Annotated in this window: 23 protein-coding genes, 1 tRNA gene and 2 pseudogenes; 6 read left to right on the top strand and 20 right to left on the bottom strand. The window is 70.6% G+C overall.

The features are described 5' to 3' along the window. Window positions 1-28 precede the first annotated feature (28 nt). Entirely contained in the window at window positions 29-1,366 is a 1,338-nt protein-coding gene (locus tag Pflav_RS36250) for a TrkH family potassium uptake protein (RefSeq protein ID WP_173041180.1), read from the top strand. Continuing rightward, window positions 1,359-2,036: a potassium channel family protein gene (locus Pflav_RS36245; protein WP_173041179.1), complete on the top strand. Its 678-nt coding sequence runs from the start codon at window positions 1,359-1,361 to the stop codon at window positions 2,034-2,036. The genes Pflav_RS36250 and Pflav_RS36245 overlap by 8 nt, the downstream gene beginning before the upstream one ends. 3 nt (window positions 2,037-2,039) lie before the next feature. Here the strand turns inward: Pflav_RS36245 and Pflav_RS36240 are convergent, their stop codons facing one another. The 6 genes and pseudogenes from Pflav_RS36240 to Pflav_RS36215 form a co-directional block, all read right to left on the bottom strand. Continuing rightward, entirely contained in the window at window positions 2,040-2,501 is a 462-nt protein-coding gene (locus tag Pflav_RS36240) for a cellulose binding domain-containing protein (RefSeq protein WP_173041178.1), read from the bottom strand. Further along, window positions 2,498-3,511: a serine/threonine-protein kinase gene (locus tag Pflav_RS36235; RefSeq protein WP_173041177.1), complete on the bottom strand. Its 1,014-nt coding sequence runs from the start codon at window positions 3,509-3,511 to the stop codon at window positions 2,498-2,500. Before Pflav_RS36235 ends, Pflav_RS36240 begins: the two co-directional genes overlap by 4 nt. Before the next feature lie 46 nt (window positions 3,512-3,557). Next, window positions 3,558-5,072 carry a fused MFS/spermidine synthase gene (locus tag Pflav_RS36230; protein WP_173042838.1) on the bottom strand — a complete coding sequence of 505 codons (1,515 nt, stop codon included), beginning with the start codon at window positions 5,070-5,072 and terminating at the stop codon, window positions 3,558-3,560. A 16-nt stretch (window positions 5,073-5,088) separates the two neighbouring features. Continuing rightward, window positions 5,089-6,057: a coiled-coil domain-containing protein gene (locus Pflav_RS36225; RefSeq protein ID WP_232072781.1), complete on the bottom strand. Its 969-nt coding sequence runs from the start codon at window positions 6,055-6,057 to the stop codon at window positions 5,089-5,091. Window positions 6,058-6,158: 101 nt separating this feature from the next. Next, a complete protein-coding gene (locus Pflav_RS36220; protein ID WP_173041175.1) occupies window positions 6,159-6,932 on the bottom strand; it encodes an SDR family NAD(P)-dependent oxidoreductase in 774 nt (257 codons plus the stop codon). 23 nt (window positions 6,933-6,955) lie between these two features. Then, window positions 6,956-7,683 (bottom strand): annotated as a pseudogene (locus Pflav_RS36215) (SDR family oxidoreductase). A gap of 103 nt (window positions 7,684-7,786) precedes the next feature. Here Pflav_RS36215 and Pflav_RS36210 point away from each other — a divergent pair. Then, the gene (locus tag Pflav_RS36210; protein WP_173041174.1) at window positions 7,787-8,638 is read left to right on the top strand and encodes a helix-turn-helix transcriptional regulator; all 852 of its coding nucleotides are present in this window, start codon (window positions 7,787-7,789) and stop codon (window positions 8,636-8,638) included. On the opposite strand, the gene Pflav_RS36205 is transcribed toward Pflav_RS36210, so the two are convergent. Genes Pflav_RS36205 through Pflav_RS36190 form a run of 4 tightly spaced genes read right to left on the bottom strand, consistent with a single transcriptional unit; the run spans window position 8,631 to window position 12,676 of the window. Next, on the bottom strand, window positions 8,631-9,428 hold the full coding sequence (locus Pflav_RS36205; RefSeq protein WP_173041173.1) for an inositol monophosphatase family protein: 798 nt from the start codon (window positions 9,426-9,428) through the stop codon (window positions 8,631-8,633). The genes Pflav_RS36210 and Pflav_RS36205 overlap by 8 nt on opposite strands. Continuing rightward, entirely contained in the window at window positions 9,421-9,873 is a 453-nt protein-coding gene (locus tag Pflav_RS36200; RefSeq protein ID WP_173041172.1) for a response regulator, read from the bottom strand. Before Pflav_RS36200 ends, Pflav_RS36205 begins: the two co-directional genes overlap by 8 nt. Then, a complete protein-coding gene (locus Pflav_RS36195; RefSeq protein ID WP_173041171.1) occupies window positions 9,870-11,465 on the bottom strand; it encodes a sensor histidine kinase in 1,596 nt (531 codons plus the stop codon). The genes Pflav_RS36200 and Pflav_RS36195 overlap by 4 nt, the downstream gene beginning before the upstream one ends. Then, window positions 11,462-12,676 carry a PP2C family protein-serine/threonine phosphatase gene (locus tag Pflav_RS36190; RefSeq protein ID WP_173041170.1) on the bottom strand — a complete coding sequence of 405 codons (1,215 nt, stop codon included), beginning with the start codon at window positions 12,674-12,676 and terminating at the stop codon, window positions 11,462-11,464. The genes Pflav_RS36195 and Pflav_RS36190 overlap by 4 nt, the downstream gene beginning before the upstream one ends. Window positions 12,677-12,907: 231 nt before the next feature. Between Pflav_RS36190 and Pflav_RS36185 the strand changes: the two genes are divergently transcribed. Then, a complete protein-coding gene (locus Pflav_RS36185) occupies window positions 12,908-15,190 on the top strand; it encodes a M28 family peptidase (RefSeq protein WP_232072323.1) in 2,283 nt (760 codons plus the stop codon). On the opposite strand, the gene Pflav_RS36180 is transcribed toward Pflav_RS36185, so the two are convergent. The 3 genes from Pflav_RS36180 to Pflav_RS36170 form a co-directional block, all read right to left on the bottom strand. After that, window positions 15,187-17,475: a glycoside hydrolase family 9 protein gene (locus Pflav_RS36180; RefSeq protein WP_173041168.1), complete on the bottom strand. Its 2,289-nt coding sequence runs from the start codon at window positions 17,473-17,475 to the stop codon at window positions 15,187-15,189. The genes Pflav_RS36185 and Pflav_RS36180 overlap by 4 nt on opposite strands. A gap of 1,198 nt (window positions 17,476-18,673) precedes the next feature. Further along, window positions 18,674-18,928 (bottom strand): Smr/MutS family protein, encoded by a 255-nt coding sequence (locus Pflav_RS36175; protein WP_173041167.1) that lies wholly within the window; start codon window positions 18,926-18,928, stop codon window positions 18,674-18,676. Between the two features lie 31 nt (window positions 18,929-18,959). Beyond that, window positions 18,960-19,646: an ArsR/SmtB family transcription factor gene (locus Pflav_RS36170; RefSeq protein ID WP_232072321.1), complete on the bottom strand. Its 687-nt coding sequence runs from the start codon at window positions 19,644-19,646 to the stop codon at window positions 18,960-18,962. Between the two features lie 94 nt (window positions 19,647-19,740). On the opposite strand from Pflav_RS36170, the gene Pflav_RS36165 reads away from it, so the two are divergent. Then, window positions 19,741-20,373, top strand: a complete 633-nt coding sequence (locus Pflav_RS36165) for a DedA family protein (RefSeq protein ID WP_232072319.1) — start codon at window positions 19,741-19,743, stop codon at window positions 20,371-20,373. Here Pflav_RS36165 and Pflav_RS36160 read toward each other — a convergent pair. From Pflav_RS36160 to Pflav_RS36140, 5 genes and pseudogenes are all read right to left on the bottom strand, one after another. Next, a pseudogene (locus Pflav_RS36160) lies at window positions 20,354-20,997 on the bottom strand (response regulator). The gene Pflav_RS36165 and the pseudogene Pflav_RS36160 sit on opposite strands and share 20 nt — an antisense overlap. Beyond that, the gene (locus tag Pflav_RS36155) at window positions 20,988-22,103 is read right to left on the bottom strand and encodes a sensor histidine kinase (RefSeq protein WP_197938829.1); all 1,116 of its coding nucleotides are present in this window, start codon (window positions 22,101-22,103) and stop codon (window positions 20,988-20,990) included. The pseudogene Pflav_RS36160 and the gene Pflav_RS36155 overlap by 10 nt, the downstream one beginning before the upstream one ends. Before the next feature lie 37 nt (window positions 22,104-22,140). Beyond that, window positions 22,141-23,055 carry a GlxA family transcriptional regulator gene (locus Pflav_RS36150; protein ID WP_173041166.1) on the bottom strand — a complete coding sequence of 305 codons (915 nt, stop codon included), beginning with the start codon at window positions 23,053-23,055 and terminating at the stop codon, window positions 22,141-22,143. Further along, on the bottom strand, window positions 23,052-23,636 hold the full coding sequence (locus Pflav_RS36145) for a cysteine hydrolase family protein (RefSeq protein WP_173041165.1): 585 nt from the start codon (window positions 23,634-23,636) through the stop codon (window positions 23,052-23,054). Before Pflav_RS36145 ends, Pflav_RS36150 begins: the two co-directional genes overlap by 4 nt. A 43-nt stretch (window positions 23,637-23,679) precedes the next feature. Then, the gene (locus tag Pflav_RS36140; RefSeq protein ID WP_173041164.1) at window positions 23,680-24,720 is read right to left on the bottom strand and encodes a LysR substrate-binding domain-containing protein; all 1,041 of its coding nucleotides are present in this window, start codon (window positions 24,718-24,720) and stop codon (window positions 23,680-23,682) included. A gap of 75 nt (window positions 24,721-24,795) precedes the next feature. On the opposite strand from Pflav_RS36140, the gene Pflav_RS36135 reads away from it, so the two are divergent. Next, window positions 24,796-25,488: a CTP synthase C-terminal region-related (seleno)protein gene (locus tag Pflav_RS36135; protein WP_197938828.1), complete on the top strand. Its 693-nt coding sequence runs from the start codon at window positions 24,796-24,798 to the stop codon at window positions 25,486-25,488. A gap of 133 nt (window positions 25,489-25,621) precedes the next feature. Here Pflav_RS36135 and Pflav_RS36130 read toward each other — a convergent pair whose 3' ends face one another. Beyond that, the gene (locus tag Pflav_RS36130) at window positions 25,622-26,071 is read right to left on the bottom strand and encodes a macro domain-containing protein (RefSeq protein WP_173041162.1); all 450 of its coding nucleotides are present in this window, start codon (window positions 26,069-26,071) and stop codon (window positions 25,622-25,624) included. A gap of 82 nt (window positions 26,072-26,153) precedes the next feature. Beyond that, a tRNA-Arg gene (locus Pflav_RS36125) sits at window positions 26,154-26,229 on the bottom strand. Window positions 26,230-26,983 lie beyond the last annotated feature (754 nt).

Below are 26,983 nucleotides of genomic sequence, written 5' to 3'. Positions count from 1 at the left end.
ATGATCAGCCGTGATATGAACATGCCTGATGCGCCGTACCCTGCAACACCCAGCCCGGATCGTGCCCCTCGCGTTCCTGGGCGTGATCGCCGTCGGCACCGTTCTGCTGATGCTGCCCATCTCCCGCCGAGGGCCGGGCACGCCGTCGTTCATGACCGCGCTCTTCACTTCGACCTCGGCGATCTGCACGACCGGACTGTCCCCGGTGGACGCCGCGACCTACTGGTCGGACTTCGGGCACGCGATGATCGCGCTGCTCACCCAGGTCGGCGGGTACGGCATTGCGACGATGGCGACGCTGCTCGGCCTGCTCGTCTCCCAGCGGCTGGGGCTGCGCAGCCGGCTGATGGCGCGGGCCGAGACGAGCGCCGGGCTTGCCCTCGGTGAGGTACGCGCGGTGCTCGTGCTCGCCGCGGTCGTGATGTTCGCCAGCGAGGCGGTGATCGCGGCGATCGTCGCCGGGCGGCTCTGGCTCACGTACGACGTCCCGCTGGGGCGGGCCCTGTGGGAGGGCGCGTTCAACGCGATCCAGGCGTTCAACAACTCCGGCTTCTCGCTGCGTAGCGACGGCCTCTTCGGGTTCGTCGGCGACTGGTGGATCTGCGTGCCACTGACGCTGGGCGTGATCGTCGGCGGCCTGGGCGTGCCGGTGCTGTACGAGATCGGCCGTGAGCTGCGCCGGCCATCCGCCTGGTCGACGCACACCCGGCTGACCGTGTGGGGCTCGGTGGTGCTGCTGGTGGTGGGCTTCGCCACCGTGCTGGGCTTCGAGTGGGCCAACCCGGGCACGCTCGGGCCGCTCGGGGTCGCCGAGAAGATCCTCGCCTCCTTCGTACAGGGCACGATCCCCCGCTCCGGCGGCTACAACACGGTCGACTACGGCGCGATGCACGCCGACACGACCGCGATGATCATCGGCCTGATGTTCGTCGGCGGCGGCAGCGCGAGCACCGCCGGCGGCATCAAGGTCACCACGTTCTTCCTGCTCGCGTACGTGATCTGGTCTGAGGTCCGGGGCGAGCGCGACGTCGTGGTCGGGCGCCGCCGCATCGCCGAGTCGACGCAGCGGCAGGCGACGACGGTCGCCCTTCTCGGCCTCGCCACAGCCGCCGGCGGTACCTTGGCACTGCTCGCCCTCACCACGGGCGTGCCGCTCGACCGGGCGCTCTTCGAGGCCATGTCGGCGTTCAGCACCGCTGGCATCACCGTCGGCCTGACCGCCGAGCTGACCGGCCCGGGACAGCTCGCACTGATCGTGTTGATGTACGTCGGCCGGGTGGGCCCGATCGCCGTCGCCGCGGCGCTCGCGCTCAACACCCGCGGCCGGCTGTACCGGTACCCGGAGGAGCGACCCATCGTTGGCTGAGAAGACCAAGGCGCCGACCTCGGACGAAAACGTGGCGGTGATCGGGCTGGGCCGCTTCGGCGGCCAGGTGGCCGACTCGCTGACCCGGCTGGGTCACGAGGTGCTCGGCGTCGACGAGGACCCGAAGCTGGTACAGCAGTGGTCCGACCGGCTCACCCACGTTGTGCAGGCCGACGCCACCGACGAGGAGGTGCTGCGGCAGATCGGGATGACCGAGTTCGGCCGGGCGGTCGTGGGCATCGGTACCGACATCGAGGCGAGCGTGCTGACCGTTCTCGCGCTTACCGAGGTCGGCGTACGCGAGATCTGGGCCAAGGCGATCTCGACCAAGCACGGCAAGATCCTGCGGTCGGTCGGCGCGCACCACGTGATCTATCCCGAGGCGACGATGGGCGAGCGGGTGGCCCACCTGATCACCAGCCGCATGCTCGACTTCATCGAGCTCGACGACGATTTCGCGATCGCCAAGACCCGTGCGCCCCGCGACGCCGCCGGCCGCACGCTGGCCGAGATCGGGCTACGCACGAGGTACGGCGTGACAGTGGTCGGGGTCAAGAAGCCCGGCACCGACTTCGTGTACGCGGCACCGGACACCGTCCTGCCCGGCAACTGCGTACTCATCGTGGCCGGTACGACCGAGCAGGTTCAACGCTTCGCCGCCGCTACCTAGCGGCTAGTCGTCCTCCTCGTCGTCGTCACCGTGCCCGGACCTGCCCTTGCCTTTGCCCGAGCTGTCGTCGTCGGAAGAGGCACCCGGGCCGGACCTGTCGTCGGACCCGCCCGAACCGGAGCGGGCGGTCGGTCCGGGCGTGGCTGGCGGCGCGCCTGAGACAAGCGCCTCGCACTCGGTACCGTCCACGGCGAACGCGGTCGGCAGCGGGTTCGCCTTCTGGTACCGGCCGGTCACGCCCACCGAGAACGACTCACCCGCGTCGATCGGCTGCTCGTGGTCCGGCTCGAGCACAACATCGCGGCCGGACTGCGCGAAGTCGACCCGCCGCGCGTCGGTGAGCCGCTGGTCGCCCGGGAAGGCGAACGTCAGCCGCCACCCTTCGACCGGCTGGCCGCCGGCGTTCGTCAAGGTCAGGTCCGCGCGGAACTCGCGGCCGGAGTCGCGCCTCAACGAGTACGTCACCGAGCAGGCCTTGGCGGGCTTCCCGATGGGCTCCTCGGGAGCACCACCGACGCGGCGGCCGCACCCGTGCCGGAGGTACCCGAAGAGCTCCGGTTTCCGTTGACCCACAGCCCTCCGGTGACCGCGAGCAGCGCGGCGGCGGCCAGCACGGCGCCCGCCCACTGGCGGCTGCGCGACGGTGCGGCCGGGGTGGCGACGGGTATCCAGGACGGCGTGGAGAACGACGCCAGCACACCCGCCGCCTCCGCGCTGCTCGGCCGTGTCTCCGGCCGCTTGGCGAGGCACCGCCGGCAGAGCAGGGCTACCGCTTCGGGCAGCCCTTCCACCGGCGGCAGCGGCCCGGGATCGGTGTACCGGTGAGCGCGCAGCATCTGCGTGGTGGTGGTCGCCTCCCACGGAAGGTGCCCGGTCAGCGCGCGGTAGAGGAGCAGGCCCAGGGCGTACACGTCGGTGGCCGGCGAGACCTGCCCGCCCTCCATCCGCTCCGGCGCGAGGTACGCGGGCGTACCGAGCAGGCCGCCCTCGGGCGTCACGTCGCTCGCGCCGATCAACGCGGAGATACCGAAGTCGACGACTTTGGCCCCGCCCGCGGTGAGCATCACGTTGGAGGGCTTCACGTCCCGATGTACCACGCCGTGTGCGTGTGCGACGGCAAGCGCGGACGCCACCTCGGCGCACGCCTTGACCGCCTCGGGCCAAGGCAGGGGCCCGTCGAGGTCGAGCGACGCGGCCATCGACTGTCCGTCGATGAGCTCCATGACGACGTACGGAGCGCCGTCCTGCTCGCCGTAGTCGTAGACGCCCGTGATGTGCGGGTGACAGAGCTTGCCGGCCGCCTGCGCCTCGGCACGCAGCCGCCAGCGGAAGCTGGGGTCCGCGGCGACCCGTGGCGCGAGCACCTTCACGGCTACCGGCCGGTCGAGGACTTCGTCGTACGCCCGCCAGACCACCGCCATACCGCCCGCGCCGAGTCGCGTGGTGAGGCGGTACCGACCACCCAGCACCGTCATGTCATGGCAATTGCCCCGCCGGGCGGCGCCTACACCTGCGGAAAGGTCACGGTCCGGCCAGGAGTTGGTCGACCGGTGCGAAGTCGTCGGTGAGCACCCGGGCATCCCGTACAAACGCATCCAGATCTGCACCGGCGAGCAGAGTGACCGGCTCCGTGACGCTACCGGTCAAGTGGGCGCGAATCGCCTCGATCGGCAGCGGCGCGGCGGAGGCGACGATCACAAAGTTGGCCCCCTCCTCACCGGCCAGCGCCTCCGGCGGCCCGATCAATGCAACGTGCGGGAAGACGTCGGCCACGGTCGCCATCTCGGCCCGGATGAAGCGGAGCGGCGGGTAGTCGATGACGTTCTGCGCGTACACACCGGTGGGCCGCATCGTGCGGTGGATCTGCTCGGCCATCTCCCGGGTGGCGAGGTGCCACGGCACCACAAGGTGGCCGAACGCGTCGCCCACCACGAAGTCCACGGTCGCCGCCGGGCGGGCCGTGACCAGCACGCGGGCGTCGCCGACGACCGGCATGAGGTCGGGGCCGGTGCGCAGCTCCAGCTCGTCGCGGGCCAGGTCGACAAGCCCGCCGTCGATCTCGTACACCTCGTTGGTGCCGCCCGGCCGGGTGGCGTTGAGGTAGCGCGGCATGGTGAAGCCGCCGCCGCCCAGGTGCAGCGCGTCGAGCGGCTGGCCCTCCGGCGCGATCGAGTCGGCGACCGCCCCGATCCACTGCGTGTACGCGAACTCGAGGTGCTCCGGGTTGCCCAGGTCGACGTACGAGTGGCGGGCCGAGTTGAGCATCAGCAGGCGGCCGAACGGGTTGGCCGGATCCTCGACGACGGACGCGCAGTGGTACGCCGTCTCGATGTCGCACGGGTTGGGCGCCACAGTGGACAGTCCCGCGCCGGCCAGCCCGACGATGGCGAGCACCGCGCGGGCCCGAGGCGGCGCCGGTACCGGGTCGCGGCGCTGGAGGTACACGCCGAGTCCGATGCCGAACGCCGCGAGCAGCACGGCCAGGCTCAGGATGATCACGGTGGTGGGCAGGGCGGCGACCAGCACGAAGCCGGTGACAAGCGTGGCCGTGATACCGCCCAGCGTGCCGATGCTGGAGAGCTTGCCGACGACCTGGCCCGTGCGCTTGAGGTCGCCGAGCTGGAGCTTGACCACGAGCGGCGTGATGCCGGACAGCAGCGCGGCGGGCACGAAGACGGCCAGCGCCGTGAGCAGGATGATGCCGGTGTCGGCGCTGCCCCGCAGCCCTTCGCCGGCCCACCGCACGATCGGCAGCGTCACGGCGGTGGCGATGGCGGCGAGCACCAGCGCCGGGGCGAGGAGGCGGCGCGGGTCCTGCCGGTCGGCGAGGAAGCCGCCCAGCCAGGCGCCGTACGCGATCGCGCCAAGCGCGACGCCGATCACCGCGCTGGTCACCTGGAGTGTCACGCCGACGTACGGCCCCACGAGCCGTAGTGCGACCGTCTCCAGCACCAGGACGGCGCCGCTGGCGAGGAATACAAGCGTGGCCGCGAGCTTGGGGGGCAGCGGGGCGGCGGTCTGCGGGATCGGCTCCATCACGCAGAAAGGGTAGTCAGATCATCGAGAGGTGCACGTGATTGGTGTGCTCCGCCGCGGCACCGCCGCTGCCGCTGTACGACTTCCAGCCGGAGCCGGGCGACCAGATCTGCCGATACCAGATCACGTAGAGCACGCCTAGCCGGTCGGCGTTCTTCACGAGGTACGCCGCCAGGTTGTTGCCATACGTCCGGTCGTCGCCGACCGCGTCGCTATTCAGGAACGTCGTCTCCGCCGAGGAGAAGTCGCAGGCCCGGCCCTTCGGGTGCTCGCCACCGCCACCGCTGCGTTTGCACGACGTGTACCGCTTGAACCCGGCCGCCCGCGCCTGGTTGTACGCATGCAGCGTGCGGGCCGTGATGCAGCCGCTCGTGGTCGGGTCGTTGACGATGCAGCGCTCGCTTGGCCAGGAGCCGTCCGAGTTGCGCGGGGCGGGCTGGGCCAGTGGCGAGTCGGCGTTGACGAATCCGCCGGCCTGGCCGATGCCGAGCGCCTTCTCCAGGTCCTTCTTCTTCGCCGCCATCACGGCGACCTGCTTGGCCTGCTCGCGAACCTCGTTGTCGATCGCCGCCTTGGTGCGCGTGACCTCTTCGCGCGCCTCGGTGAGCCGGCGCATCGCGCTGCCGTCGCGCTGGGCGAGCAGCTCGAGCCCGGACGCCCGCTGCAAGAACTCATTCGGCGAGGCGCTGTTGAGCATCAGGTTGATCGGCGTCAGCCGGCCGACCCGATACGACTCAGCGGCCAGCGCGGCCACCTCGCCGCCGGTCACCGCCAGGTCCTCTTCGACCTTCTGGAGCTGGAGGTTGAGCTCGAGCTGGCGCTTCTTCGAGTTGGCGAGCTTGGCCTTGGCCTCGATGTGCCCCTTGTTGGCCGCCTCCAGCTGGACCCGCAGGGTCTTGGAGGCACCCTCGTCGTCAGTATTTGGCGCGGCGGCGGCCGGCCCGGTGGCGACCCACGCCAGAAGGAGACCGAGCACCACAGCCAGGGGACGATGAAGCACGGTGCCTGAGCGTACCGGACTCACGGGCCACTTAAGTCACACGAGCCTCAGAATTAAGGCTCACCTGTGCTATGCGGGCCACCCTGTCACGCTACGGAGAACCCGCCATCCACGAAGAGCATCTGCCCGGTCACGTACGCGCTCGACTCGCTCGCGACGAAGACCGCCACGCCTGCGAAGTCGTCCAGCTCCCCGTTGCGCCCCACCATCGTGCGGCCGGCCGCCGTGGCCACCCGGGCCGGGTCGGCGAAGAGCTCGGCGGTCAGCGGCGTACGCACGATGCCCGGCGCGATCGCGTTCGACGTGACGCCGTGCCGCGACCACGCCTCGGCCTGCGAGCGGGTCAGCCCGGCCAGGCCCGCCTTCGCGGCACCGTACGCGCCGCTGTTGCCGTACGCCCGCACCGACTGCTGGGAGGCGATGTTGATGATCCGGCCCCAGCCCCGCTCCGCCATCGCCGGGCCGAAGCGCTGGCCGAGCAGGAAGGGTGCGTCGAGGTTGGCGGTGATCGTCGCGTCCCAGTCGTCCTCGGTCAGCTCGGACAGGTGCGGTCGCCGGTTGATCGCCGCCGAGTTGACCAGGATGTCCGGCTCGCCGTACCACTTGACCGCCGCCTCCGCCGCCTCCCGCAGCGCGGCGCGGTCGCTGAGATCCGCGGCAACCGCCGCTGCCTCCACGCCGACCGTGCCGAGCTCGGCGACGGCCGCCGCCAGCGGCGCCTCCCGCCGCGCGACAAGCACCACGTTGGCGCCCGCGCGGCCTAAGGCCTCCGCGATGGCACGGCCGATCCCCGAGCTGCCACCCGTCACGAGCGCCACGCGCCCGGCCAGCGAGAAGAGACTCTCCAGGTACGTGGACACTCGCCGATCTTAGTAGTGCCGATCTACCAAGGGACCGTGCCCTCGTCGTCGAAGAAGCCGGCCGTCGGGCCGTCCGCCGGGAGCGTGGCCAGCCGTACGGCGGCGACCGCGCCCTGCGTCGGCGTACGCGGTCCCGAGTGCCCGTTGAGGTCGGTCGCGCAGTAGCCCGGGTCGGCCGCGTTCACCTTGATCGGCGTGTCCCGCAGCTCGTTCGCGTACGTGACCGTGATCGAGTTGAGCGCGCTCTTCGACGAGTTGTACGCCAGCAGCCACGCCCCGGGTACGGCCCCTCCGGGTCGCCGGTCAGCGCCATCGAGCCGAGCCCGCTGGAGAGATTGACGATGCGCCCGGCCGGCGCCTCGCGCAGCAGCGGCAGCATGGCGTTGGTCACCGCGACGACGCCGTACACGTTCGTGGCGTACGTACGCGCCAGCATCTCCAGCGGCGTCCGGCTCGGCGCCTGCCCCCGTTCGATGAGGACGGCGGCGTTGTTGACCAGGATGTCCAGCCGCCCGTACATCCGCTCGACCAGCGCTGCCGCGGCCGTGACCGAGAGCGGGTCGGTGACGTCGAGTTGCAGCGCGACCGCTGCCGCCCCGTCGGCGGAGAGCTTCTCCGCGGCGGCCGCACCGCGCTCCGCGTCCCGCGCACCGACCAGGACGGTGGCGCCGGTCTCGCCGAGGGCGCGCGCGATCTCGTACCCGATGCCCTTGTTGGCCCCCGTCACGAGGGCGACCTTGCTTTCACTCATGGCGACAAACCTGCGGCGCCCTTCCCTCGGTGAGGAGAGCACGCCTTAACCACGGACTGCTGGTCCCTGGTTCCGGCCACAGCCGGCGGACATGATGGTCGGCATGGACCGCCGACAGCTCGCCGACTACCTGCGCAGCCGTCGCGCCTGCGTAAGCCCCGAGGATGTCGGCCTCCCCGCCGGCCCGCGCCGCCGCACGCCGGGACTGCGGCGCGAGGAGGTGGCGCGGCTGGCCGGCATCTCGGTCGACTACTACGCGCGGCTGGAGCAGGCCCGCGGCCCGCGCCCGTCGCGGCAGGTGCTCTCCGCGCTGGCTCGCGCCCTGCGGCTGTACGACGCCGAGCGCGCCCACCTCTACCACCTGGTCGGCGAGATCCCGGCACACCCGTCCGGCCCCAGCCCCGACGTGCCGGCCGGCGTGATCCACCTGATCAACCGCCTCGACGACACTCCGGCGTATGTCATCGACGCCAAGTACGAGATCCTCGCTTGGAACTCGACAGCCGCCGCTCTGCTCGGCGATCCCGACACCTGGCCACCGGGCCGGCGCAACATGATTTGGAACGTGTTCGGCGGCGAGATCTCCGCCATCGCGCTGGCCGACCCCGATACCTCCGCCTTCGCCGACGAGTGCGTGGCCGAGCTGCGTGCGGCCGCCGGCCAGTACCCGGACGATCCCGGCATCCACGGCCTGATCGCCCGCCTGCGCGCGGCCAGCCCGGAGTTCGTGCGCCGGTGGGAGCAGCAACGGGTCTGCGTGCGCCACGGGACGACGGTGAAACGGGTACGCCATCCGGTGGTGGGCGAGCTGGAGCTGGAGTGCGAGACCCTCAACATCGCCGGCCACGGACAGCGCCTCATCATCTACAGCGCCGCGCCCGGCAGCCGTACCGCCGAGGCGCTTAAGCTGCTCGCGGTCGTCGGCACCCAGTGGCCGGCCGACTCCGTCAGCTGAGCAGAGCGGTGTGCACCCGGCGCCAGGTGGGCGCGTTGGCTGCGGCCAGCAGGCCATAACCGTCCGCGGCCAGGTGGTACGGGCCGCCGTCCAGCCGCCGCACTACGCCGCCGGCCTCCTCGACAAGCAGCGCGCCCGGCACGTGATCCCACGGGAGCGTGCGCCAGAAGAGGACGAAGTCCTGCGCACCGGTGACGATGTCGACGTACTCGCGGCCGGCGCAGTGCAGGCCCGGCATCACCTCGTCGATGGCCGGGAGCCCGCTCTGGATGCGGGCTTTCAGGTCGGCCGGGAGGAATCGGCTCATCGCGGCCCCGCGCAGCGGCTGGGAGGTCTCGGCGGAGAGGGTGACGCGGACCCCGTCGACGTACGCGCCGGAGCCGGCCTCGGCCACCGCCAGCGTGCCGGCGAGCGGGTCGAGGATCCAGGCGCCGACGGGCGCGCCGCCGCGGACAAGGGCGGCCATGATGGCGAACGGGCCGTGGCCGGCCGCGAAGTTTCCGGTGCCGTCGATCGGGTCGACTATCCACACCAGGCCGGGCTCGCGAAGCAGATCCAGCACCGAAGGGTCGGCGGCGACGCCCTCCTCGCCGACCACGACGGAGTCGGGCAGGAGCGCCCGGAGGCCGTCAGCGATCAGCCTCTCGGCGCGCCGGTCGGCGACGGTGACAACCTCGCCGGGCGCTTTCTCCTCGACGTCACCCTCGGCGAGGTGCTGAAACGACGGCAGCACCACAGTGGCGGCCGCCTCGCGCAGCAGCAGCCCGACCGAGTCGATCAGGTCAGCCACGAGGCGGCAGCTTCACCACGCTGACGAAGAACTCGTCGATCTGGCGGACCACCGCGATGAAGCGGTCGAAGTCGACGGGCTTGGTGACATACGCATTCGCGTGCAGCTCATAGCTGCGCATGATGTCCTCGTCGGCCTGCGAGGTGGTGAGCACGACGACTGGGATGCGCCCGAGCTTCTCGTCCTTCTTGATCTCGGCGAGCACCTCGCGCCCGTCGCGGCGAGGGAGGTTGAGGTCGAGCAGGATGAGGTCCGGCGGTACCGCGTCCTTGTACTCACCCTCGCGGCGCAGGTATGCGAGAGCGGCGTCGCCGTCGGTGACCACGGTGAGCTTGTTGCGGAGCTTGTGCTCCTCGAAGGCCTCCTGCGTCATCAGGACGTCGCCGGGGTCGTCCTCGACCAGCAGGACCTCGATCGGGCTCCTCCCGTCGGCGGGCACCGTCACGCGTTCACCTCGCTGTCTCGCACCGGCTCATTCTCGCCCGCCGGCTCCTCCTCACTCCCGGCAAGCACCGGCAGCGTGAACCTGATCACCGTACCCTCGGTGACATCGGGGGCGACCCAGATCCGGCCGGCATGGTATTCGACGATCTTCTTTGCGATCGCGAGCCCGATGCCGGTGCCCGGGTACGAGTCCTTGGCGTGCAGCCGCTGGAAGATCACGAAGATCTTGTCGGCGAACTCCTGCTCGACGCCGATCCCGTTGTCCCGGCAGCTGATCTCCCACTCCGCGCCGACCCGCTCCGCCGAGACGTGCACCTTGGGCGGGCGGTCGGGGTGGCGGAACTTGATCGAGTTGCTCACCAGGTTGGCCAGCAGGGTGGTGAGCAGCGCCTGCTCGCCCATGACAGTGGGGAGATCGTCCCAGGTCAGCTCACCCTTGGCGTAGTTGCGGGCGGACTCGGTCTGGCTGGCCACGTCGGCCATCAGCGCGTTGAGGTCGACGTCGGTGAAGCCTGAGGTCATCCGCCCGATCCGGGAGAAGGCGAGCAGGTCGTTGATCAGCCGCTGCATCCGCTGCGCACCGTCCACCGCGAAGGCGATGTACTGGTCGGCGCGCTCGTCGAGCTGGCCCGCGTACCGCCGCTGGAGCAGCTGGCAGAAGCTGGCCACCTTGCGCAGCGGCTCCTGGAGATCGTGCGAAGCCACGTACGCGAACTGCTCCAGGTCGCGGTTGGAGCGCATCAGCTCCTCGGCCTGGCTCTGGAGCTGGCCGTTGACCCACTCGATCCGCTCCCGCGCCTCCCGCACCTCGGCGAGGTCGGACGCGATTTTGCGACGCATGCCGTCGACGTCGGCGGCGAGCGTGGCGAGCTCGGGCGGGCCGTTGGTCTCGATCGCCTGGTCGTACTGCCCACCGGCCACCGCGCGGACCTGCTCGGCGAGGCTGGTCAACGGCTCGATCACCAGCCGGCGCAGCGAGACGAGCAGCGCGATGCCGGCGAGCAGCACGATCACCGTGGCCGCGATCAGCAGTACCACGAGGATGGTGCTGCTTGTCTTCGCTTGGTCGGCCGTTTCGTTGCGGAACGTGCGAATTTCGCCCTGTAGGTCCTCCACCGTGGCCCGCACGTTGTCGAAACGCTGCCGCGACGCGTCGTTGATGAGCGCCTGGGCGGTCGCGGTGCCCTCGTCGCGCACCGCCGCGACCACCGGCTCGGCGACCTCGCGACGCCACTCCGCCGCCGCCGTGGTCACCCGCGCCAAGCGCTCCCGGATGCCCTGCTCGTCGCCGATCAGGGCCGTCATGGCATCCGTCAGCCGGCGCTCCTCGGCAATACCGTTGGTGTACGGCTGGAGGTCCATGTCGTTTCCGCTGAGCGCGAAGCCACGTACCGCGGTCTCCTGGTCGACGAGCGCGGTGAGCAGCGCCTCCGACGCGCTGCGGAGCGGGGTGGCACGGTTGGCCAGCGTGTCGACCTGCGAGCGGGACGCGGCCGCGGTACCCGACGCGACGATGGCGACCAGCGCGAGCAGCCCCCCGACCACGGCACAGAGCGCGGTAACCCTGCGCCGCAGGCTCCAGGATCCCTTCACCGACCCGAACCCCTCGTCACCAGCAGCATCGCGACGTCATCGACGAGCGGACCGTCATTGGCGTCCTCGGCCCGTCCGATCAGCCACTGTGGCAGCGCGGGCAGCGCCACGTCGCGGGCCTCCGGCTCGGCGAGCAGGGCGCACAGGCCGCCGACGTCGAGACGCTCGTTGCCTCGGCCGACCCGACCCTCGATGAGGCCGTCCGTATACATCAGCAGAGACCAGTCCTCACCGTCGAACTCCAGGTCGTATGGACGGGGCGGCCGGGGCTGCACGCCGAGCAGCAGCCCGTGCGGCGCGGGCACGGGCTCCACCTTGCCACTGGAGAGCAGCAGCGGCGGCGGGTGCCCGGCGAGCCGAACAGTAGCGCGGTTGGCCGGCAGATCGAGCGTCACCGTGGCGACGGTCGCGAATATCTCGCGGGCCCTGCGCTCGCTCATCAGCACCTGCTCCAGCGCCGGCAGCACGGCGTCGTCCGGGACACCGGCGAGGATCAGGGCCCGCCAGGCCACCCGCAGCTCGACGCCGAGCGCCGCCTCGTCGGCACCGTGGCCGCAGACGTCGCCCACGATCAGGTGCAGGCGGTCGCCGGCCTGCACCACGTCGTAGAAGTCGCCGCCGATCACGGCCGCGTGCCGCCCCGGCTGGTAGAAGGGGTGCGTCTGGACAAGCTCGGTGGTCATCAACGGCTGCGGCAGCAGGCCCCGCTCAAGTCGGGCCGACTCCTCCGCGCGCAGCTCCACCTCGCGCAGCCGCCGCGCATTGTCGTCGGCCCGCTTGCGCTCCACCGCGTAGCGCAGCGCGCGGGTCAGCAGAACCCCGTCGACCTGGCCCTTGAGCAGGTAGTCCTGGGCGCCCTCGGCCACCGCGCCGACGCCGAGGTGCTCGTCCTGGCGGCCGGTCAACACCACGACCGCGGCCTGGTCGGTCAGCGCCAGCACCTCGCGCAGCCCGTCGAGCCCCTGCGCGTCGGGCAGGCCGAGGTCGAGCACGATGCAGTCGATGCCGCCGATCCGGTCGCGCGCCTCGGTGAGGCTCGTGGCCACGGCGAGGTCCACCTTGGCGTCAGCCTCCGCGAGCAGCTCGCCGACGAGAAACGCGTCGGCCTCGTCGTCTTCCACCAGGAGGACGCGCAGGCGCTCACCATTCGGCACGCTCGCGCCCGGATCGCCCCCTCCGTAGGGATACGCCCGCGGCGGCACAACGGTCATCGCCGCACCCCTGGGGAGCGCGATATGTGCACGCGGGCGAGAGCCATGCCAACACGCTAGGCCACGTATGGCGGTACCGGCGACCCGCCGTGCTTGGAGGGTGCCGGGATGGCGTTCGGGACGCATGATGTCAGCCATGGCCGTGGATCTAGTGCCCCGCGCGGACCGCGCACTCATCCGCCCCACCGCCGTGGGCTGGCCGCACTGGCGGCCGTTGCCGCGCTGGTCGCCGTGGGTGCGATCACCCTGCTCGACATCCGGCCACCGGGTCCACGGGACGCGGACGCGCCAGCCGAGGAGTTCAGCGCCGGCCGCGCGTACACGCATGTCGAGGCGCTCGGTGCGCGTACGCATGTGGCCGGCAGCGCCGCGAACGACGCCAATCGCGAGCGCATCGTGGCCACGCTCCGCGACCTCGGCCTGTCACCGGCAGTGCAGGACACGGTGGGTACCGAGGCGGGGCAACTCTCCGGCGGTGCGGGTGGCGCGACGTTCGCCCACGTGCGGAACGTGGTGGCCACGCTGCGCGGTACCGCGTCCACCGGTCGGGTCTTCCTCGTCGCGCACTACGACTCGGTACAAATAGGACCGGGCGGCAACGACGACGGCGCCGGCGTGGCCACGATCCTGGAGGTGGCGCGGGCCCTGACCAGCGGCCCACGGCCGCGCAACGACGTGGTGTTCGTGCTGACCGACGCCGAGGAGGCATGCCTCTGCGGCGCCTCCGCGTTCGTCTCGTCGCACCCGCTGGCCGCCAACGGCGGGGTGGTGCTCAACCTCGAAGCGCGCGGCAGCAGCGGGCCGGTCATCACGTTCGAGACGTCCCGCCGCAACGCCGCGCTGGTGAGCGTCTTCGGCCGGGCCGCGCCCCACCCCGTGGGCACGTCGTTCGCGGTCGAGGTGTACCGGCTGCTGCCGAACGACACCGACTTCACCGCGTTCCTCGACAAGGGGTTCGCCGGCCTCAACTCCGCGTACATCGACGGCGCGGCGGTCTACCACACGCCGCAGGACACGCCCGCCACGATGAACCGGGCGAGCCTCCAGCAGCACGGTGACAACGCGCTCGCGCTGGCCCGCGAGTTCGGGCGACTCGACCTGTCCACTGTGGAGGCCGACGGCGACGCCACGTACTTCCCGGTCCCCGGTGGCCTGGTCCGCTACCCGGGCTGGCTGACCTGGCCGCTGGCGCTCGCCGCGCTTGTCGCGACCGCGGCGCTCGCCTGGCTCGCCCGCCGCCGCGGGCGCACCACGTGGCCGAGGGTGCTGGGCGGATTCGCCCTGGGCCTCATCCCGGTACTGCTCGCACCGGTGTTGGCCCAGGTGCTGTGGGTGATCGTCGCGGCGGTGCGGCCCGGATACACCGAAATGACCGATCCGTACCGTCCGCTGTGGTTCCGGCTCGCGATGATCTCGCTCTCCGCCGCGGTCATTTTCACCTGGTACGCGTTGCTGCGTCGCCGCGTCGGTCCCGCGTCCCTGGCGATCGGCGGCCTCGGCTGGCTGGTGGTGTTCGGCCTCCTGCTGGCGTTCGTGGCGCCCGGTGGCGCGTACCTGGCCACACTCCCCGCCCTCGCCACCGCGGCAGGTGGCCTGCTCGCGCTCGCGGTTCCCCGGATCGGTGTCGTGGCGCTCGCCGCCGGCGCGGCCGTGGCCACCGTGATCCTGGTACCCACCGTCGTCCTGCTCTTCCCCGCCCTGGGGCTGGCGATGGGCGGCGTGGGCGCGCTCTTCGCGGTGCTGCTCGGGCTGGCCGCGCTGCCGGTGGTCGACCTGCTCTTCGCCGAGGCCAGCGGGCAGCTCGGAATGCCCGCGATGCTGGCCCGGCGGCGCGCGATGTACCCGGGAGTGGCCGGCGGGCTGGCCGTGGTGGTGTTCACGGTCGTGGGCCTGTCGGTGGACGGCTTCGACGCGCGGCACCCGTCGCCGACCCAGCTCATGTACGCGCTGGACACCGGTACCGGCAAGGCGGTGTGGCTCAGCGAGGAAAGCACGAAGCAGGAGTGGACGTCGCAGTACGTCTCCGGTGATCCCGCGCCCCTGCCCGACTTCCCCGGGCTCGGCGACGACGACTTCCGCACCGGACCTGCGGAGGTGGCCCCGCTGCAACCGCCCACAGTGGACGTCGAGCCGCTGCCCGGCGCCTCGGGCGAGCGGCACCTACGCCTCCGCGTGCGGCCGCAGCGCCCCGTACGGCTGCTCTCGCTGCACGTGGACGCCGCGACCGCCACGGTCGTCTCGGCCCGGGTCGCCGGCCAGCCGGCACCGGTCGGCCGTGAGGGCGAACGCTGGTCGTTCGGAATGGTCTTCCACGCCCCGCCGCCCGAGGGCGTGGAGGTGGAGTTGGTGCTGCGCCCGTCCAGCGGCCCGGCGGGCCGGGTGAGCCTGCGGGTGATGGACGGCAGCGACGGGCTCACCGGACTGCCGGGCTACCGCCCCCGTCCGCCGGATGTGGGAATCGCGGGATTCCACACCAGCGAGCTGGTGGCGGTAGCCACGACCGTGCCTGTCTAGCCCCGGTCCTGGTCCGCGATGAACGCGGAGATCCAGGCGAGCGGGGCGTTCCAGTTGATGGTCAGCTCGTTCGTCGACCATGACTCGATGTCGTCGATGTAGCAGAACTGCGGGGCACACCCCTGGAGCTTCTGCTGCGCGACCGGGTCCTGGATCGACGAGTTCGGGCCGCCGGAGAGCGTGCCGACCGGCGGGTTGGGCAGGTCGGGGTTGAGCTGCCGGGCGTACCAGCGGCTGTGCTGGTTCTTCGACGCCACCTCGCCGTACCCGGTCACGTAGGACTGGTTGAGCGCGTTGCGGCCGAAGATGTAGTCCATCCCCTGGAGCACGCCGTCGAGGTAGCGCTCCTTGCCCGTCAGGTCGTACGCGGTCGCGAGAACCGCCAGGTTGTTGATGACGAGGTTGTTGGAGCCCCAGTCGTACACGTTGTCGCTCGGCGCGTACGGGATGCCGTACGGGTGCGCCTTCTGGGTCGCCAGGTACTTCTCGGCGCCCTGCACCACCGACGCCCGTACGCGGTGCCGGTCGGGCAGGTGGTTGGGGCGGGTGGCCAGGTCGATCCGGCCGAGCTGGGCGGTGTTGCCCCAGTCGAAGCCGCGCTCCCGCCAGATGTCCGCGGTGTGGTGCGGCGAGGCGAGCACGAAGTCCTTGAACTCGCGGTCGCCGGTCGTGATGTACAGCTCGGCGGCCGCCCAGTAGAACTCGTCGCTCACGTCCGGGTCGCTGTACGTACCACCGCCGTTGCCGTCGGCCGGGTCGGCGATGACGCCCGGGTGTGCCTTGGCGGCGGCCCACGCGGTCTTCGCGGCCGCGAGGTTGCGCTGGGCGAACGCCCGGTCGTACGGCTTGAAGACCCGCGCGGCCTGTGCCGAGGTGGCCGCCAGGTTGAGCGTCGCCGCGGTCGACGGCGGGTGCAGCTCGCGCAGGCGGTCGTCGACGTGCGGCAGCAGCGGCAGCCCGGTCCAGGTCTGGTCATGGATCTTGTGGTGGGCCATGCCCGCGAGCGGCTTGCCGGCCGGCACCTGCATGCTCAGCAGGAACTCCTGCTCCCACCGCGCCTCGTCGAGGATGTCCGGCACGCGGTTGCGGCTCTCCGGGATGTCGAGCGTGCCGTCGCGCAGGGTCCACGGCTCGCGGGAGCGCTCGTACTCGCTCATCAGCTGGTGCACGGAGATGCCGCCGTTGACGACGTACTTGCCGTGGTCGCCAGCGTCGTACCAGCCACCGGAGACGTCCAGCGTGTAGTCGCAGACGCCGGGCTGGCACGGCACGTTGGTGTCACCCTGGTTGGGCGCGACGCCGGCGTGGCCCGCCGGGCGGCCGTACCCAGGGCGCAGGCTGTCGAGGATCTCGATGCCGCTGCGCTGGGTGTAGTAGAACTTCAGCGCGTCGGTGCGCAGCTTCTGCCAGAAACCCTCACCGATGTCGAACGGGTGGCTTGTCTCCCCGTCCGCCACGATGGTGTAGCCGGTGCCCGCCTTGGTGTAGCGACCGAAGTCGAGGCTGTGCACATTCTGCCCCGACGAGACGTCCACACCGCGCGGCGCAGTGCGCCCGGACGCGACCACCTTGCCGGCCGAGTTCTTCAGCTGCCAGGGCAGGGCCGCGGTCGCCTCGGTGACGAGGGTGGCGTTCTTGGGCCCCTTGGGGAGGTAGCCGACCTGGTTGACGCGCACCCGAGGTCCGGTGTCCGGCTCGTACGGCTCCTGCACGGCGCCGCCGGTCAGCGAGACGTTGTCGAGGCAGAACCGCCACGGATCCGCACTCCCGCCGATCTGGAAGGCGACCTGCGCGTTCGGCAGATCCACGGGAGAGGTGAAGGTGTACGTGTACTGGTTACCGGAGACGCTCAGCTCCGGGTTCGCGCTCAGGTACTGCGACCACGGGTCGACGGGCAGCTGGATGAGCGCTTTGGCCACCTTGGCAGGGGTGGCGGTGGCGAAGAAGGTGTAGGCGTACGTCTCCCCGCTGACCAGGGGCACGTTGTCCTGCCCGATGATCACGTCCCACGGGTTCGTGGTACCGCCCGGCACGCCGGCGCAGAGCTGGCCACTGCTCGAGTCGAGGGTGATGTTGGCAGTCCCCCACCAGGGGGCATGCCCATTGTCGAAGGTGCCGTTGACAATCTGTTCGGGCCCCTCAGCCTGCGCGGCGGAGGCCGTGAGGCCGGTGGCGAGCAAGGCGCCCGCAACGGCTATGGCGAGCCGTCCAATGGGTCTGGTCACGTTGATCCTTCCGATGGGTGGGGCATCGGCAGATGGGAGCGCTCCCAACCATCGCTCCATGTTGTCAACGTGTTTCAGACGTGTCAATGGACCGATCTCCTCCTTGCGGACACATCCGCCACCTCGGGCTGGTGAATTGACCAGCGTCACCCCAACCATCACGATCTGCCCACACTTGCACCAGATCGCCGCGCACCCAACCACGCCCGACAAACCGATCTAGAGATCTTTTCGGAGTCGCGGTCATCGGTTCCGTCCACAATGGTGGCTTCACATTCATTGCCCAATAAGATGTGAGCTACCGCGACGCGTGCCGTCAATGCCACTCAGCCTAGTTTGGTCGAGGCGATGACTTGGGCGTTGTGCGGGGGCTGCGCGGAGTGCCGGGTTGGGTCGGGTCGTTGAGGGCCGGTCGGGCTTTGGGGAAATCTGTTGCTGCCATAGCGACCACAACTTTCCCCGGAATGGTTTCCGGCGCCGAGTCTGCGCACTCCCGACGGAAACTCTGGATCTAGTCGACTTTCTGCCGCCAGGACGACAGGAAGTCGACTAGATCTCGCGGGCTTGGCCACAGCGGCACCTTGGGCATGGCGCTTGGCTAGTTTGTCCGCATGTCGCAGGCTTCAAAAGCGTTGATCGGCACGTCGGGGTCGGAGCACGCCAGCGATTGCGACATTTAACTGCGACTAAGCCACAGCTAAGGACCACGATCGCCGCGTGCTCTGATCCCATCGCCCCGACCAGGGCGATGGTCGCGAATGGCCGGCGCTGTCGGGGAAAGGGCGTGGCCTTGATCGGCGGGTACTCTGGCCGTCCGTGGCGATTCTTTGCCCCTGGAGGGGAAACTTTTCGCCACGCTCGCAGCGCGACACGACACTATGTACGCCGATCAAGGAATTCCGCAGTCATCGACCAAGATCGACGTCCTTGCGTGAAGGGTCGGATCACGCCGGCGATCGTGGTACGTGACTGCCCCACCGAGCCTGTCGCAAAATTGCCCGACTACAGCGTGTGTCGAGAAAAACACGGCTGTGTCCGCCGCTGGCCGCCGAACGGCGGCCGGCGAGGGTCAACAAGACCCTCATTTCAAGCGAATCTGGCGATTCTGCGACAGGCTCCACCGGGGCCGGTAAGTACCAAGATCTGCTAGATAGCGTCCGGCCGGAGGCGGCCGGGGTTGGGTCTTGAAGCGCGGAGGGTGAGGCCGCGGGAGCAGCGGTCTGGACCACGACGAGCGTCGCGGTAGCTCAAATCTTGGTTATTTCCAGCGAAAGTGGACGAAAAGGCGGCCAAAGTTCTTTGAGTCCTTTTCGACCCGGTGGTACAGCTCCTTGATCTCTTTCTGATCCAGGAACCGCAGGACGCGCTTCTTGAGCTGGCCGGAGCCCTTCCCCGGGATGATCTCGACCAGGGTGGCCTTCTTCGCCACGGCCTCGTCGATGATGCCGCGCAGCGCGCGGTCGATGTCCTGGCCGCGGTTGAAGATCTCGTGCAAGTCCAGCTTCAGCTTCATCGCGTCACGATCCTAGTCGGCGCAGCTTAGGTCAGGTCGGCGGCCGATAGCCCCAGCAAGTCGCGCAGGCCGACCTCGCCATCGGGGTCACCCGCACTGCGCGTTGGGTGCCGATACGCACCAGCCAGCCGCGCTCGTGGAGGCGCTGGCACAGTGCCGCGCCGGCGGCGCCTGCCAGGTGGGGGCGGCGTTCGGTCCAGTCGAGGCAGGCGCGCACGAGTGGGCGACGGCCGCCGCCCAGCGTGGCTCCCACCTCGGACTCCAGCCACTCACGGCCGCTGTCGGTCAGCGCGAAACCCGCCTCCACGCTCAGGAGGCCGCGGGCGGCCATCGCCTCCGTCACCCGCACGCCCAGCCGCCCGGCCAGGTGGTCGTAGCAGGTGCGGGCCCTGGCCATCGCCTCGCTCGCGACCGCGCCGCGCAGGGACTTCGGGGGTGCGGGCGAGCCCGCGTCCGCGTACACGGACATCTCCTCGATCAGCTCAGCCACCCTGGGCGTGGCCAGGCGGACGTAGCGGTGGCGGCCCTGGTGTTCCTCGGCCAGGAGGCCGCCAGCGACGAGGAGGGTGATGTGTTCGCTGGCGGTGGATGCGGCGACGCCCGCGTAGCGGGCAAGCTCGCCCGCCGTCCAGGCCCGGCCGTCGAGCAGAGCCGTGCAGAACGTGGCCCGCGTGCCGTCGGCGAGCAGCCCTGCGAGCCTGGCCAGGGGTGGTGTCACGCACCCCATCATGCGCGCCGGAAGTTTCGGCGGGCGCCGAAGTACGCGCGGGCCAAGCATGGAAGTGGCGTCGAGCGGTAATTACAGCAGGATCATGATCGAGCAAAGTGAGCCCGGCGGCATCGCGGGCTGGGCCGTCGGGCTGATGGAGACCCTTGGCGCGCCCGGCGCGGGCCTCGCCGTGGCGGTGGAAAACCTCTTCCCGCCGCTGCCCAGCGAGCTGATCCTGCCGCTCGCCGGGTTCACCGCGAGCCAGGGCGAGATCAACCTGGTCGCCGCGATCGTGTGGACCACCATCGGCTCGCTCACCGGCGCGCTGGCGCTCTACGGGCTGGGCGCGCTGCTCGGCCGCGAGCGCATGCGGGCGATCGCCGCTCGCATTCCGCTGATCGACGTATCGGACGTCGATCGCAGCGAAGCGTGGTTTGGACGGCATGGCACCAAGGCGGTGTTCTTCGGGCGGATGCTCCCGCTGTTTCGGAGCTTCATCTCCATCCCGGCCGGGGTCTCGCGCATGCCGCTGCCCTCGTTTGTCGTGCTCACCGCGCTGGGCAGCGCGATCTGGAACTCGGTCTTCATCCTCTCCGGCTACCTGCTCGGCGAAAACTGGCAGCGGGTCGAGACCTACGCGAGCTGGTTGCAGTGGGTGGTGGTCGCCGCCGTCGTTGTCGCGGTGGCGTGGTTCGTCACGGGCCGCGTCCGGAAGATCAGGAGCCGAGGTACCTGAGTACCGCGAGCACGCGCCGGCTGTACCCGGTGATGTGCGACAGATCCAGCTTGTCGAAGATCGCATTGACATGCTTCTCGACGGCGCTCTGCGACACGTGCAGCTGTTCGGCGATCGTGGCGTTGGTGTGGCCCTGCGCCATGTGGTCGAGCACCGTGCGCTCACGCTCGGTGAGGCGGCTGATCGGGTCGGTGTGGGTGGTACGGGCCAGCAGCTGCCGCACCACCTCCGGGTCGAACGCGGCACCGCCGCCGCCCACCCGTACCAGCGCGTCGAGAAACTCCCCCACCTGGGCCACGCGGTCTTTGAGCAGGTAGCCGACTCCCTCGGGCTGGCCGGTGAGCAGGTCGACGGCGTAGCGCTTCTCCACGTACTGGGACAGCACCAGCACACCCACGCCCGGCCACCGCCCCGGATCTCGAGCGCGGCGCGGAGGCCCTCGTCGGTGTGGGTGGGCGGCATGCGTACGTCGACCACCACCACATCCGGCTGGTCGGCGGCGACGGCGGCGAGGAGCGCGTCACCGTCGCCCACCGCGGCCACCACCTCGTGCCCCTCCTCGGCGAGCAGCCGCACCAGGCCCTCGCGGAGCAGCGTGGAGTCTTCGGCAAGCGTCACCCGCATGGCAGCTCCGCCATAATCACGGTCGGCCCGCCGGCCGGACTGTCCACAGTGAACTCCCCATCCAGTGCGGCCACCCGCCGGGCAAGACCGGACAGGCCGCTCCCGCTCGGATCGGCGCCGCCCACGCCGTCGTCCCGTACCCGGACGGTGAGCTTGTCAGTGCGTGCGATGTCGACGACGACCTCCTGGGCGTAGGCGTGCTTGGCCGCGTTGGTGACGGCTTCGGAGACCACGAAGTACGCGGCGGTCTCGACTGCGGTGGGCGGGCGCTCACCCAGCTCGTAGTGGAGCCGCACAGGGATGCCGGCGCGCTCGGCCACCCGCAGCAGTGCCTCGTGGAGGCCGAGGTTGTCCAGCGCCGCCGGGTACGCCCGCCACGCCACGTCCCGCAACTCGTCCAGGATGTGCTGGGTCTCCTCGTGCGCCTGGGCCAGCAGCTCGGTGCTGTCCGGCGCGCGACGGGCCCGTCCCAGCAGCATGCCGAGCGCGACGAGACGCTGCTGTACGCCGTCGTGGAGGTCGCGTTCGATCCGCCGGCGCTCGGTGTCGACGGCCGCAACCACGCCGGCACGGCTGGTGGACAGCTCGGTGATCCGCCGCTCCAGCACCTCACGCGCGCTCGGGCCGAGGAGGCGCCGGGCCAGGCGCCGCTCGATCGCGGCGATCCCGAGGAACCCCTGCACGCTGAGGAACAGCCCCACCACGCCCAGCACCACCTGGGCCCCGACCAGCAGCAGCGTGCTGCGGCCGACGAACACGTCGCGGGCCCAGATGATGCACACCGCGACGCCGTAGAGGAAGAGCAGCAGGAGTACGCCGCCGAGCAGGCCGGCCGCCCACCGCAGCGCGAGGTACTCGACGGCGCGGGCGCCGGTGTAGTCGCTGGCGTTCTCCGCGCGCAGGAACGCGGCAAGCCGCCACCGCTCCACCTCGGCCAGGTTGCGGGCGCCGGCCTGGATGCGCTGCACGGCAGCCCGGCGGGTACGCGGCTGCGGCCACGCGGGGATGAGGATGATGCCGGCCCAGATCAGGTAGACGAGCTCGACGAGCCCAGTGACGGCGCCGAGCAGTACGCCGATGCCCACCCGCACCCACGTCCAGACCACATGGCGAGGCTAGCGTTGCGGTTTTCCACAGGGCTTTCTATGGGGTTTCCCTGCTCCTGAGTCTTCGCAGCATGCGGGCGTCCTGGAAGCCCACCGCGCGGGCCGCGGACTCCACCGTCGAGCCGTGGCCGATGAGGTGTTCGGCCCGCTCGACCCGCAGCAGCTGCTGGTAGCGCAGCGGGGTGGTGCCGGTCGCCTGCCCGAAGACGCGGGTGAGCGTGCGCTCGCTGACGCCCGACGCGGCGGCCAGGTCGGCCAGCGAGAGCCGGTCCGCGAAGCGGGCGTCGATCAGGTCCTGCACCCGGTGCACAACCTCGCTGAGGTGCGCCCGGTGCCGGAGCATGGCGCTGGACTGCTGCTCGTGGCCGTTGCGCCGGGCGTACACGACCATCTCCCGGGCCACCCGCGCGGCGACCCCCGGCCCGTGCCGCATCGCGATGAGGTGCAGCGCGAGGTCGATGCCGCTGGCGATACCGGCGGAGGTGACCACGCGGTCGTCCACCACGTACAGGACGTCCCGCACCACAGCCGCCCGCGGGTAGCGGCGGGCCAGCTCGTCCTGGAGGTGGTGGTGGGTGGTGCAGCGGCGGCCGTCGAGCAGCCCCACCCGCCCCAGCGCGTCGGCACCCGCGCACACGCTCGCGACCGTGCCGCCCGCGCGGTGATGGGCGACCAGGCGGTCCAGCGTCGCCGCCGCCAGTCGCCCGGTGCCTTCGAGGGCCATCGCGCGCCACCCCGGTACCACGATCAGGTCGTCCGGCCCCAGCTCGGGCCACTCCACGCTCGCCCGCAGCGGTACGCCCTGCGCGGTCGGCACATCCTCCTGCTCGGCCAGGTAGGTCAGGCGGTAGTCGTACCCGACGTCCTCTGCCGCGGTGTGGAAGACCTGCGCCGGACCGGCGAGGTCGAGCAGGTGCACGTCCGGGACGAGCAGGAAGACGACGTGGGTCACGATGTGGTCAGCTCGTCCACCGTCTTGATCGTGGCAAAGCGGCCGGCGAGCGCGTACTCCGTACGCTCCACGATCTCCTCGACGCCCAGCGTCAACGGGTCGGCCAGGATCTCTACTAGCGAACGCCCGGCCGGCGCGTCCCAGTGCTCGATCGGGGTGGTCGCGGTCGCGTCGATCACGAACATCACCTCGTACCCGAAGTCGGACGCCACCCGCGCGGTGGTCTCGCAGCACTGCTCGGTGCGGATGCCGCAGATGGTGAGCGTACCGATCCCGCGGGTGGTGAGCAGCTGCTGGAGGTTTGTCGTGGTGAACGCGTTGTGCGAGGTCTTGGTCAGCGTCGGCTCGCCCTCGTCGGGCTTGAGCCCGTCCATCAGCCGCACGAAGCCGAGCGCCGGGTCGAACACGTCGCCCGTGCCAGGCTCGCTGTGCAGCACCCAGACCACCAGCTCGCCGCGGCCGCGGGCGGCCGAGACGAGGCGGTCGACCTGGTCGGCGATGTCCGGGCGGTTGGTGGCCGCCCAGTTGGGCCGCTGCCGGAACGACTCCTGGACGTCGATCACGATGAGTGCGCTCTTCATACTCCGATCCTGACCTCGCGGGAGGGCCAGCCAGAAGGCACCATCATGCCCGGATGCGGAACGATCCGGTCAAGGCGGCGGCGAAATCGGCAGCCGCTCCGGCGAGGTGCCCGTGGACAAGCTCGGTGCGATAGACAAGCCGGGGACTGGTGAGCGGCACCGGGGCTACTTGTGCTGCCTGGCGCTCTGGTATCTGCTCTGTCGGGCGCTCAGGCGTCCGCGCTGGTGGCCGCTCTGGGGCCTGCGCTGCCGGCTGCTCTGTCGGGTGCGCTGGCGCTTGGGCTGCTGGCTGCTTTGTCGGGCGCGCTGGCGCTTGGGCTGCTGGCTGCTTTGTCGGGCGCGCTGGCAAGATCGCAAGCCCATGATCGGCGGCGACCAGCGCGACCAGCGTTTCGACGTCAGCCCCCTCGTAACGCACGCCGCCGCGTAGGCCGTCGCTCCCCACCGCCGCGCGCAGGTCGGCGAGCGGCGCGCCCACGTCCGGCGCGTCGATCCACCGCGCGTCGACCAGGTCGTCGAGCCGCAGCCCAGCCCGCCTCGCCAGCGGATGACCGGCCGGCAGCAGCACCGCGCACGGCTCCTCGGCGACCGCCACGGTCGTCAGCACCCCCACGTCTCCCAGCCGCAGCGGATCGCTCGGCGCCGCCACCCCGTCAACAAGGCCGGCGTCGAGGTCACCCGCCGCGACACCCGCCACCACCGCGTCCCGCCCGGCCACGCGGAGCACCAGGTCGAGACCGGGCCGCGCCCTCCGCACCTCGTCAAGAGCGGACCCCACGTGGTACGCCGCGAGCGCGGAAACCCCGACCCGCAGCACCCCGGCCGGCTCCTCAGCGGTACGGCGCACGTCCGCCCGCGCCGCCTCGAGGCGCAACAGGATCGGGGCGGCGTGCTCCAGCAGGCGCGCACCCGCCTCGGTCGGCGTGACGGGCCGGCGGTGCAGCAGGGTCGCGCCGAGGTCGTCCTCAAGCGCGGCGATGTGCTGCGACACGGCCGACTGGGTGTAGCCGAGGTGCCGCGCCGCCGCCGAGAACGACGCACGCTCCGCCACCACCACGAACGTGCGGAGAAGGTGCGGGTCCACGACATCAGTATCGCTTATCGAGAGTGCGCAAATCATCGTTGGCGCTTAACGCCGTACCCGATGAAAGATGCTGGCATGACCACCCGCCTCGCGCTGGTCGGCGACCGCTCGCCGCACGTTCGCTCGCATGTCCGCATCCCCAAGCTGCTCGCGGCGCTGCGCGCCCGCGACCACATCGACCTCGACGCGTACTGGATTCCCACCGACGAGGTGGACGAGGAGACGATCGCCGGCTTCGACGGCGTTTGGCTGCTGCCCGGCAGCCCGTACCGGAGTGAGGAAGGCGCGCTGACCGCGGTACGCACGGCCCGCGAGCGAGGCATCCCGTTTCTGGGCACATGCGGCGGCTTCCAGCACGCACTGCTGGAATTCGCGCGGGACGTTTGCGGCATGACCACCGCCCAACACGGCGAGACCAACCCCACGTCGGACGACGTGTTGATCGTGCCGCTCGCCTGCTCGCTGGCCGGCCACGAGGCATCGGTGCGCGTGGAGCCCAACTCTCTGGCCGGCCGCCTACTCGGCACGACAAGGACGGTGGAGCGATACTTCTGCGGGTACGGCCTGGCCCCGTCAAGGCTGGAGGCGCTACGCGCCGGCGGAATGCATTTCACCGGCTGGGACGAGGAAGGCGATGTGAGGGTGGCCGAGCTACCGGAGCACCCGTTCTTCCTGATCACACTGTTTCAGCCCGAGCTAGCCGACGCCCACCCGATGGTGCGCGCATTCGCGCTCGCAGCCTCGTCCTCACGTGCTGGCCGGTCCTGAGGCAGGTCCGCGCCCGAGGCGAAGGCCACTCGCCAGCGCGGGCGCCTGCTGAGGTGGAGGCCGCTCTCGCTTCCCGCCCTGCAACGAAAGCCGCTCGCCGCCGTGAGGCCGATCCGGCCGTGGAGGCCCCTCCCTAAGACGGCGTTGGCAGTGACACCGCGACCAGCTCGACCGGGCTCTCCTCCCCGGCGTTGGCCAGGACCTCGGCGACGTCGACCCACTTCAACCCGCCCAGCCCCGCACCGATCCGGGGAACGCCAAGCCGCGGCAACCCCCGGCTGGCAGCGTCGGACAGCGCCGCCCGGATGCTGGTGTCGATCGCGTCGAGGGTGGCCGAGGGCCGCGGGATCGGCTGGGTAGCGAGGTTGTAGACCACGACGTCGGGCGCCTCCCAGACGAAGATGTCGCCAAGCTGGAAGTCACCGTTCTGGCAAAGCTCCCGGTACTCCTCGTACATGTCCGGAAACCGCCGCCGAAACTCAACCGCGATGCCCGCCCCCATCGCCCCCGCACAGTTACAACCGTGCCCGACGGCGGGAAGGCCGAGCTGGAAGAGATCGCCGGTCACCATGGTGAACGTCATGCCGCAGAGTGTGCCATCCCACGTCAGCGAGTCCCCGTGTTCGCGTTCGCCCACCAAGAGCTGACTATGAACGCTGAAGAGGTGGTGCCCCCGGCAAGATTCGAACTTGCGACACACGGTTTAGGAAACCGATGCTCTATCCCCTGAGCTACGAGGGCGCGGCAACCCAGGGTACCCGCCAGCGGTTACCGACGGGCGCCGGGGAGCCCCGACGGCCACCGACCGTCCCAACCCCGACCGGCGGAGCACAACCCGATCGCACAGCCAGACATGATCTTGTGCCGTGCCGATCGCTGCTGATCGTCACCGACAGCCGCCGACCGGCGCTGAACTCCATTGCTGCCACATCCGAGCGCACATGTAAAATCGTTGCTTTCGATGGGAGAGCGCGCCGCGTGACGCTCCCGGGCCAGCTCAGCCGGCGAACGAGGGGCACGTTTCGCTGGCGAGGCCAGCGCGGCCAGCCTTCGTAGACGCCAGCGGCTGGCTGGGGTCACCACCCTGAACGACGGCCCCAGGGCCTGGAAGACTTCGTCCTACGGGCCAGCCGGGTGGTGACCGCACCTATCGACGCCCCACCTTTCCCCGCAAGGTCAAGTTGCCCGCTGCGCTCGATCCGTCCGGGCGCGCTCGGCGGCTCTGGCGGACAACGGCAGCTGTCACCTATTGACAGCAGCAGTCGTCACCAAGATCGTCGGCAGTGCCAGGCCGACTGCTCGCGCAACCATCGAAGGCTCGCTTGGCGCCTACTCCGTGTTACCTGAGCAAGAGTCAGCCGCCAGAATCAGGTACGCATATAGTCGATGAGCGGGCATTCGGGGCCTTCCTGGAGCCAGGTGCCGACCTGATCCATGAGGTAGCGCCGATGTCTGCGTCGGTCAGCCGCCACCACTGCACCGGATGGAGCGGATG

Origin of the sequence: Phytohabitans flavus, from assembly GCF_011764545.1 — a bacterium.
GTDB classification, from domain to species: domain Bacteria; phylum Actinomycetota; class Actinomycetes; order Mycobacteriales; family Micromonosporaceae; genus Phytohabitans; species Phytohabitans flavus.
The sequence above is the reverse complement of the archived record's forward strand: the minus strand, read 5'-3'. Positions and strand labels throughout refer to the sequence as shown.

Bases quoted from the DNA above. Each gene is read 5' to 3' on its own strand.
- Pflav_RS36165 (WP_232072319.1), top strand. From the start codon at position 19,741: ATGATCGAGCAAAGTGAGCCCGGCGGCATCGCGGGCTGGGCCGTCGGG.
- Pflav_RS36180 (WP_173041168.1), bottom strand. From the start codon at position 17,475: ATGGAGCGATGGTTGGGAGCGCTCCCATCTGCCGATGCCCCACCCATC.
- Pflav_RS36250 (WP_173041180.1), top strand. From the start codon at position 29: ATGCGCCGTACCCTGCAACACCCAGCCCGGATCGTGCCCCTCGCGTTC.
- Pflav_RS36210 (WP_173041174.1), top strand. From the start codon at position 7,787: ATGGACCGCCGACAGCTCGCCGACTACCTGCGCAGCCGTCGCGCCTGC.
- Pflav_RS36130 (WP_173041162.1), bottom strand. From the start codon at position 26,071: ATGACGTTCACCATGGTGACCGGCGATCTCTTCCAGCTCGGCCTTCCC.
- Pflav_RS36135 (WP_197938828.1), top strand. From the start codon at position 24,796: ATGACCACCCGCCTCGCGCTGGTCGGCGACCGCTCGCCGCACGTTCGC.
- Pflav_RS36145 (WP_173041165.1), bottom strand. From the start codon at position 23,636: ATGAAGAGCGCACTCATCGTGATCGACGTCCAGGAGTCGTTCCGGCAG.
- Pflav_RS36190 (WP_173041170.1), bottom strand. From the start codon at position 12,676: ATGACCGTTGTGCCGCCGCGGGCGTATCCCTACGGAGGGGGCGATCCG.
- Pflav_RS36175 (WP_173041167.1), bottom strand. From the start codon at position 18,928: ATGAAGCTGAAGCTGGACTTGCACGAGATCTTCAACCGCGGCCAGGAC.
- Pflav_RS36235 (WP_173041177.1), bottom strand. From the start codon at position 3,511: ATGACGGTGCTGGGTGGTCGGTACCGCCTCACCACGCGACTCGGCGCG.
- Pflav_RS36230 (WP_173042838.1), bottom strand. From the start codon at position 5,072: ATGGAGCCGATCCCGCAGACCGCCGCCCCGCTGCCCCCCAAGCTCGCG.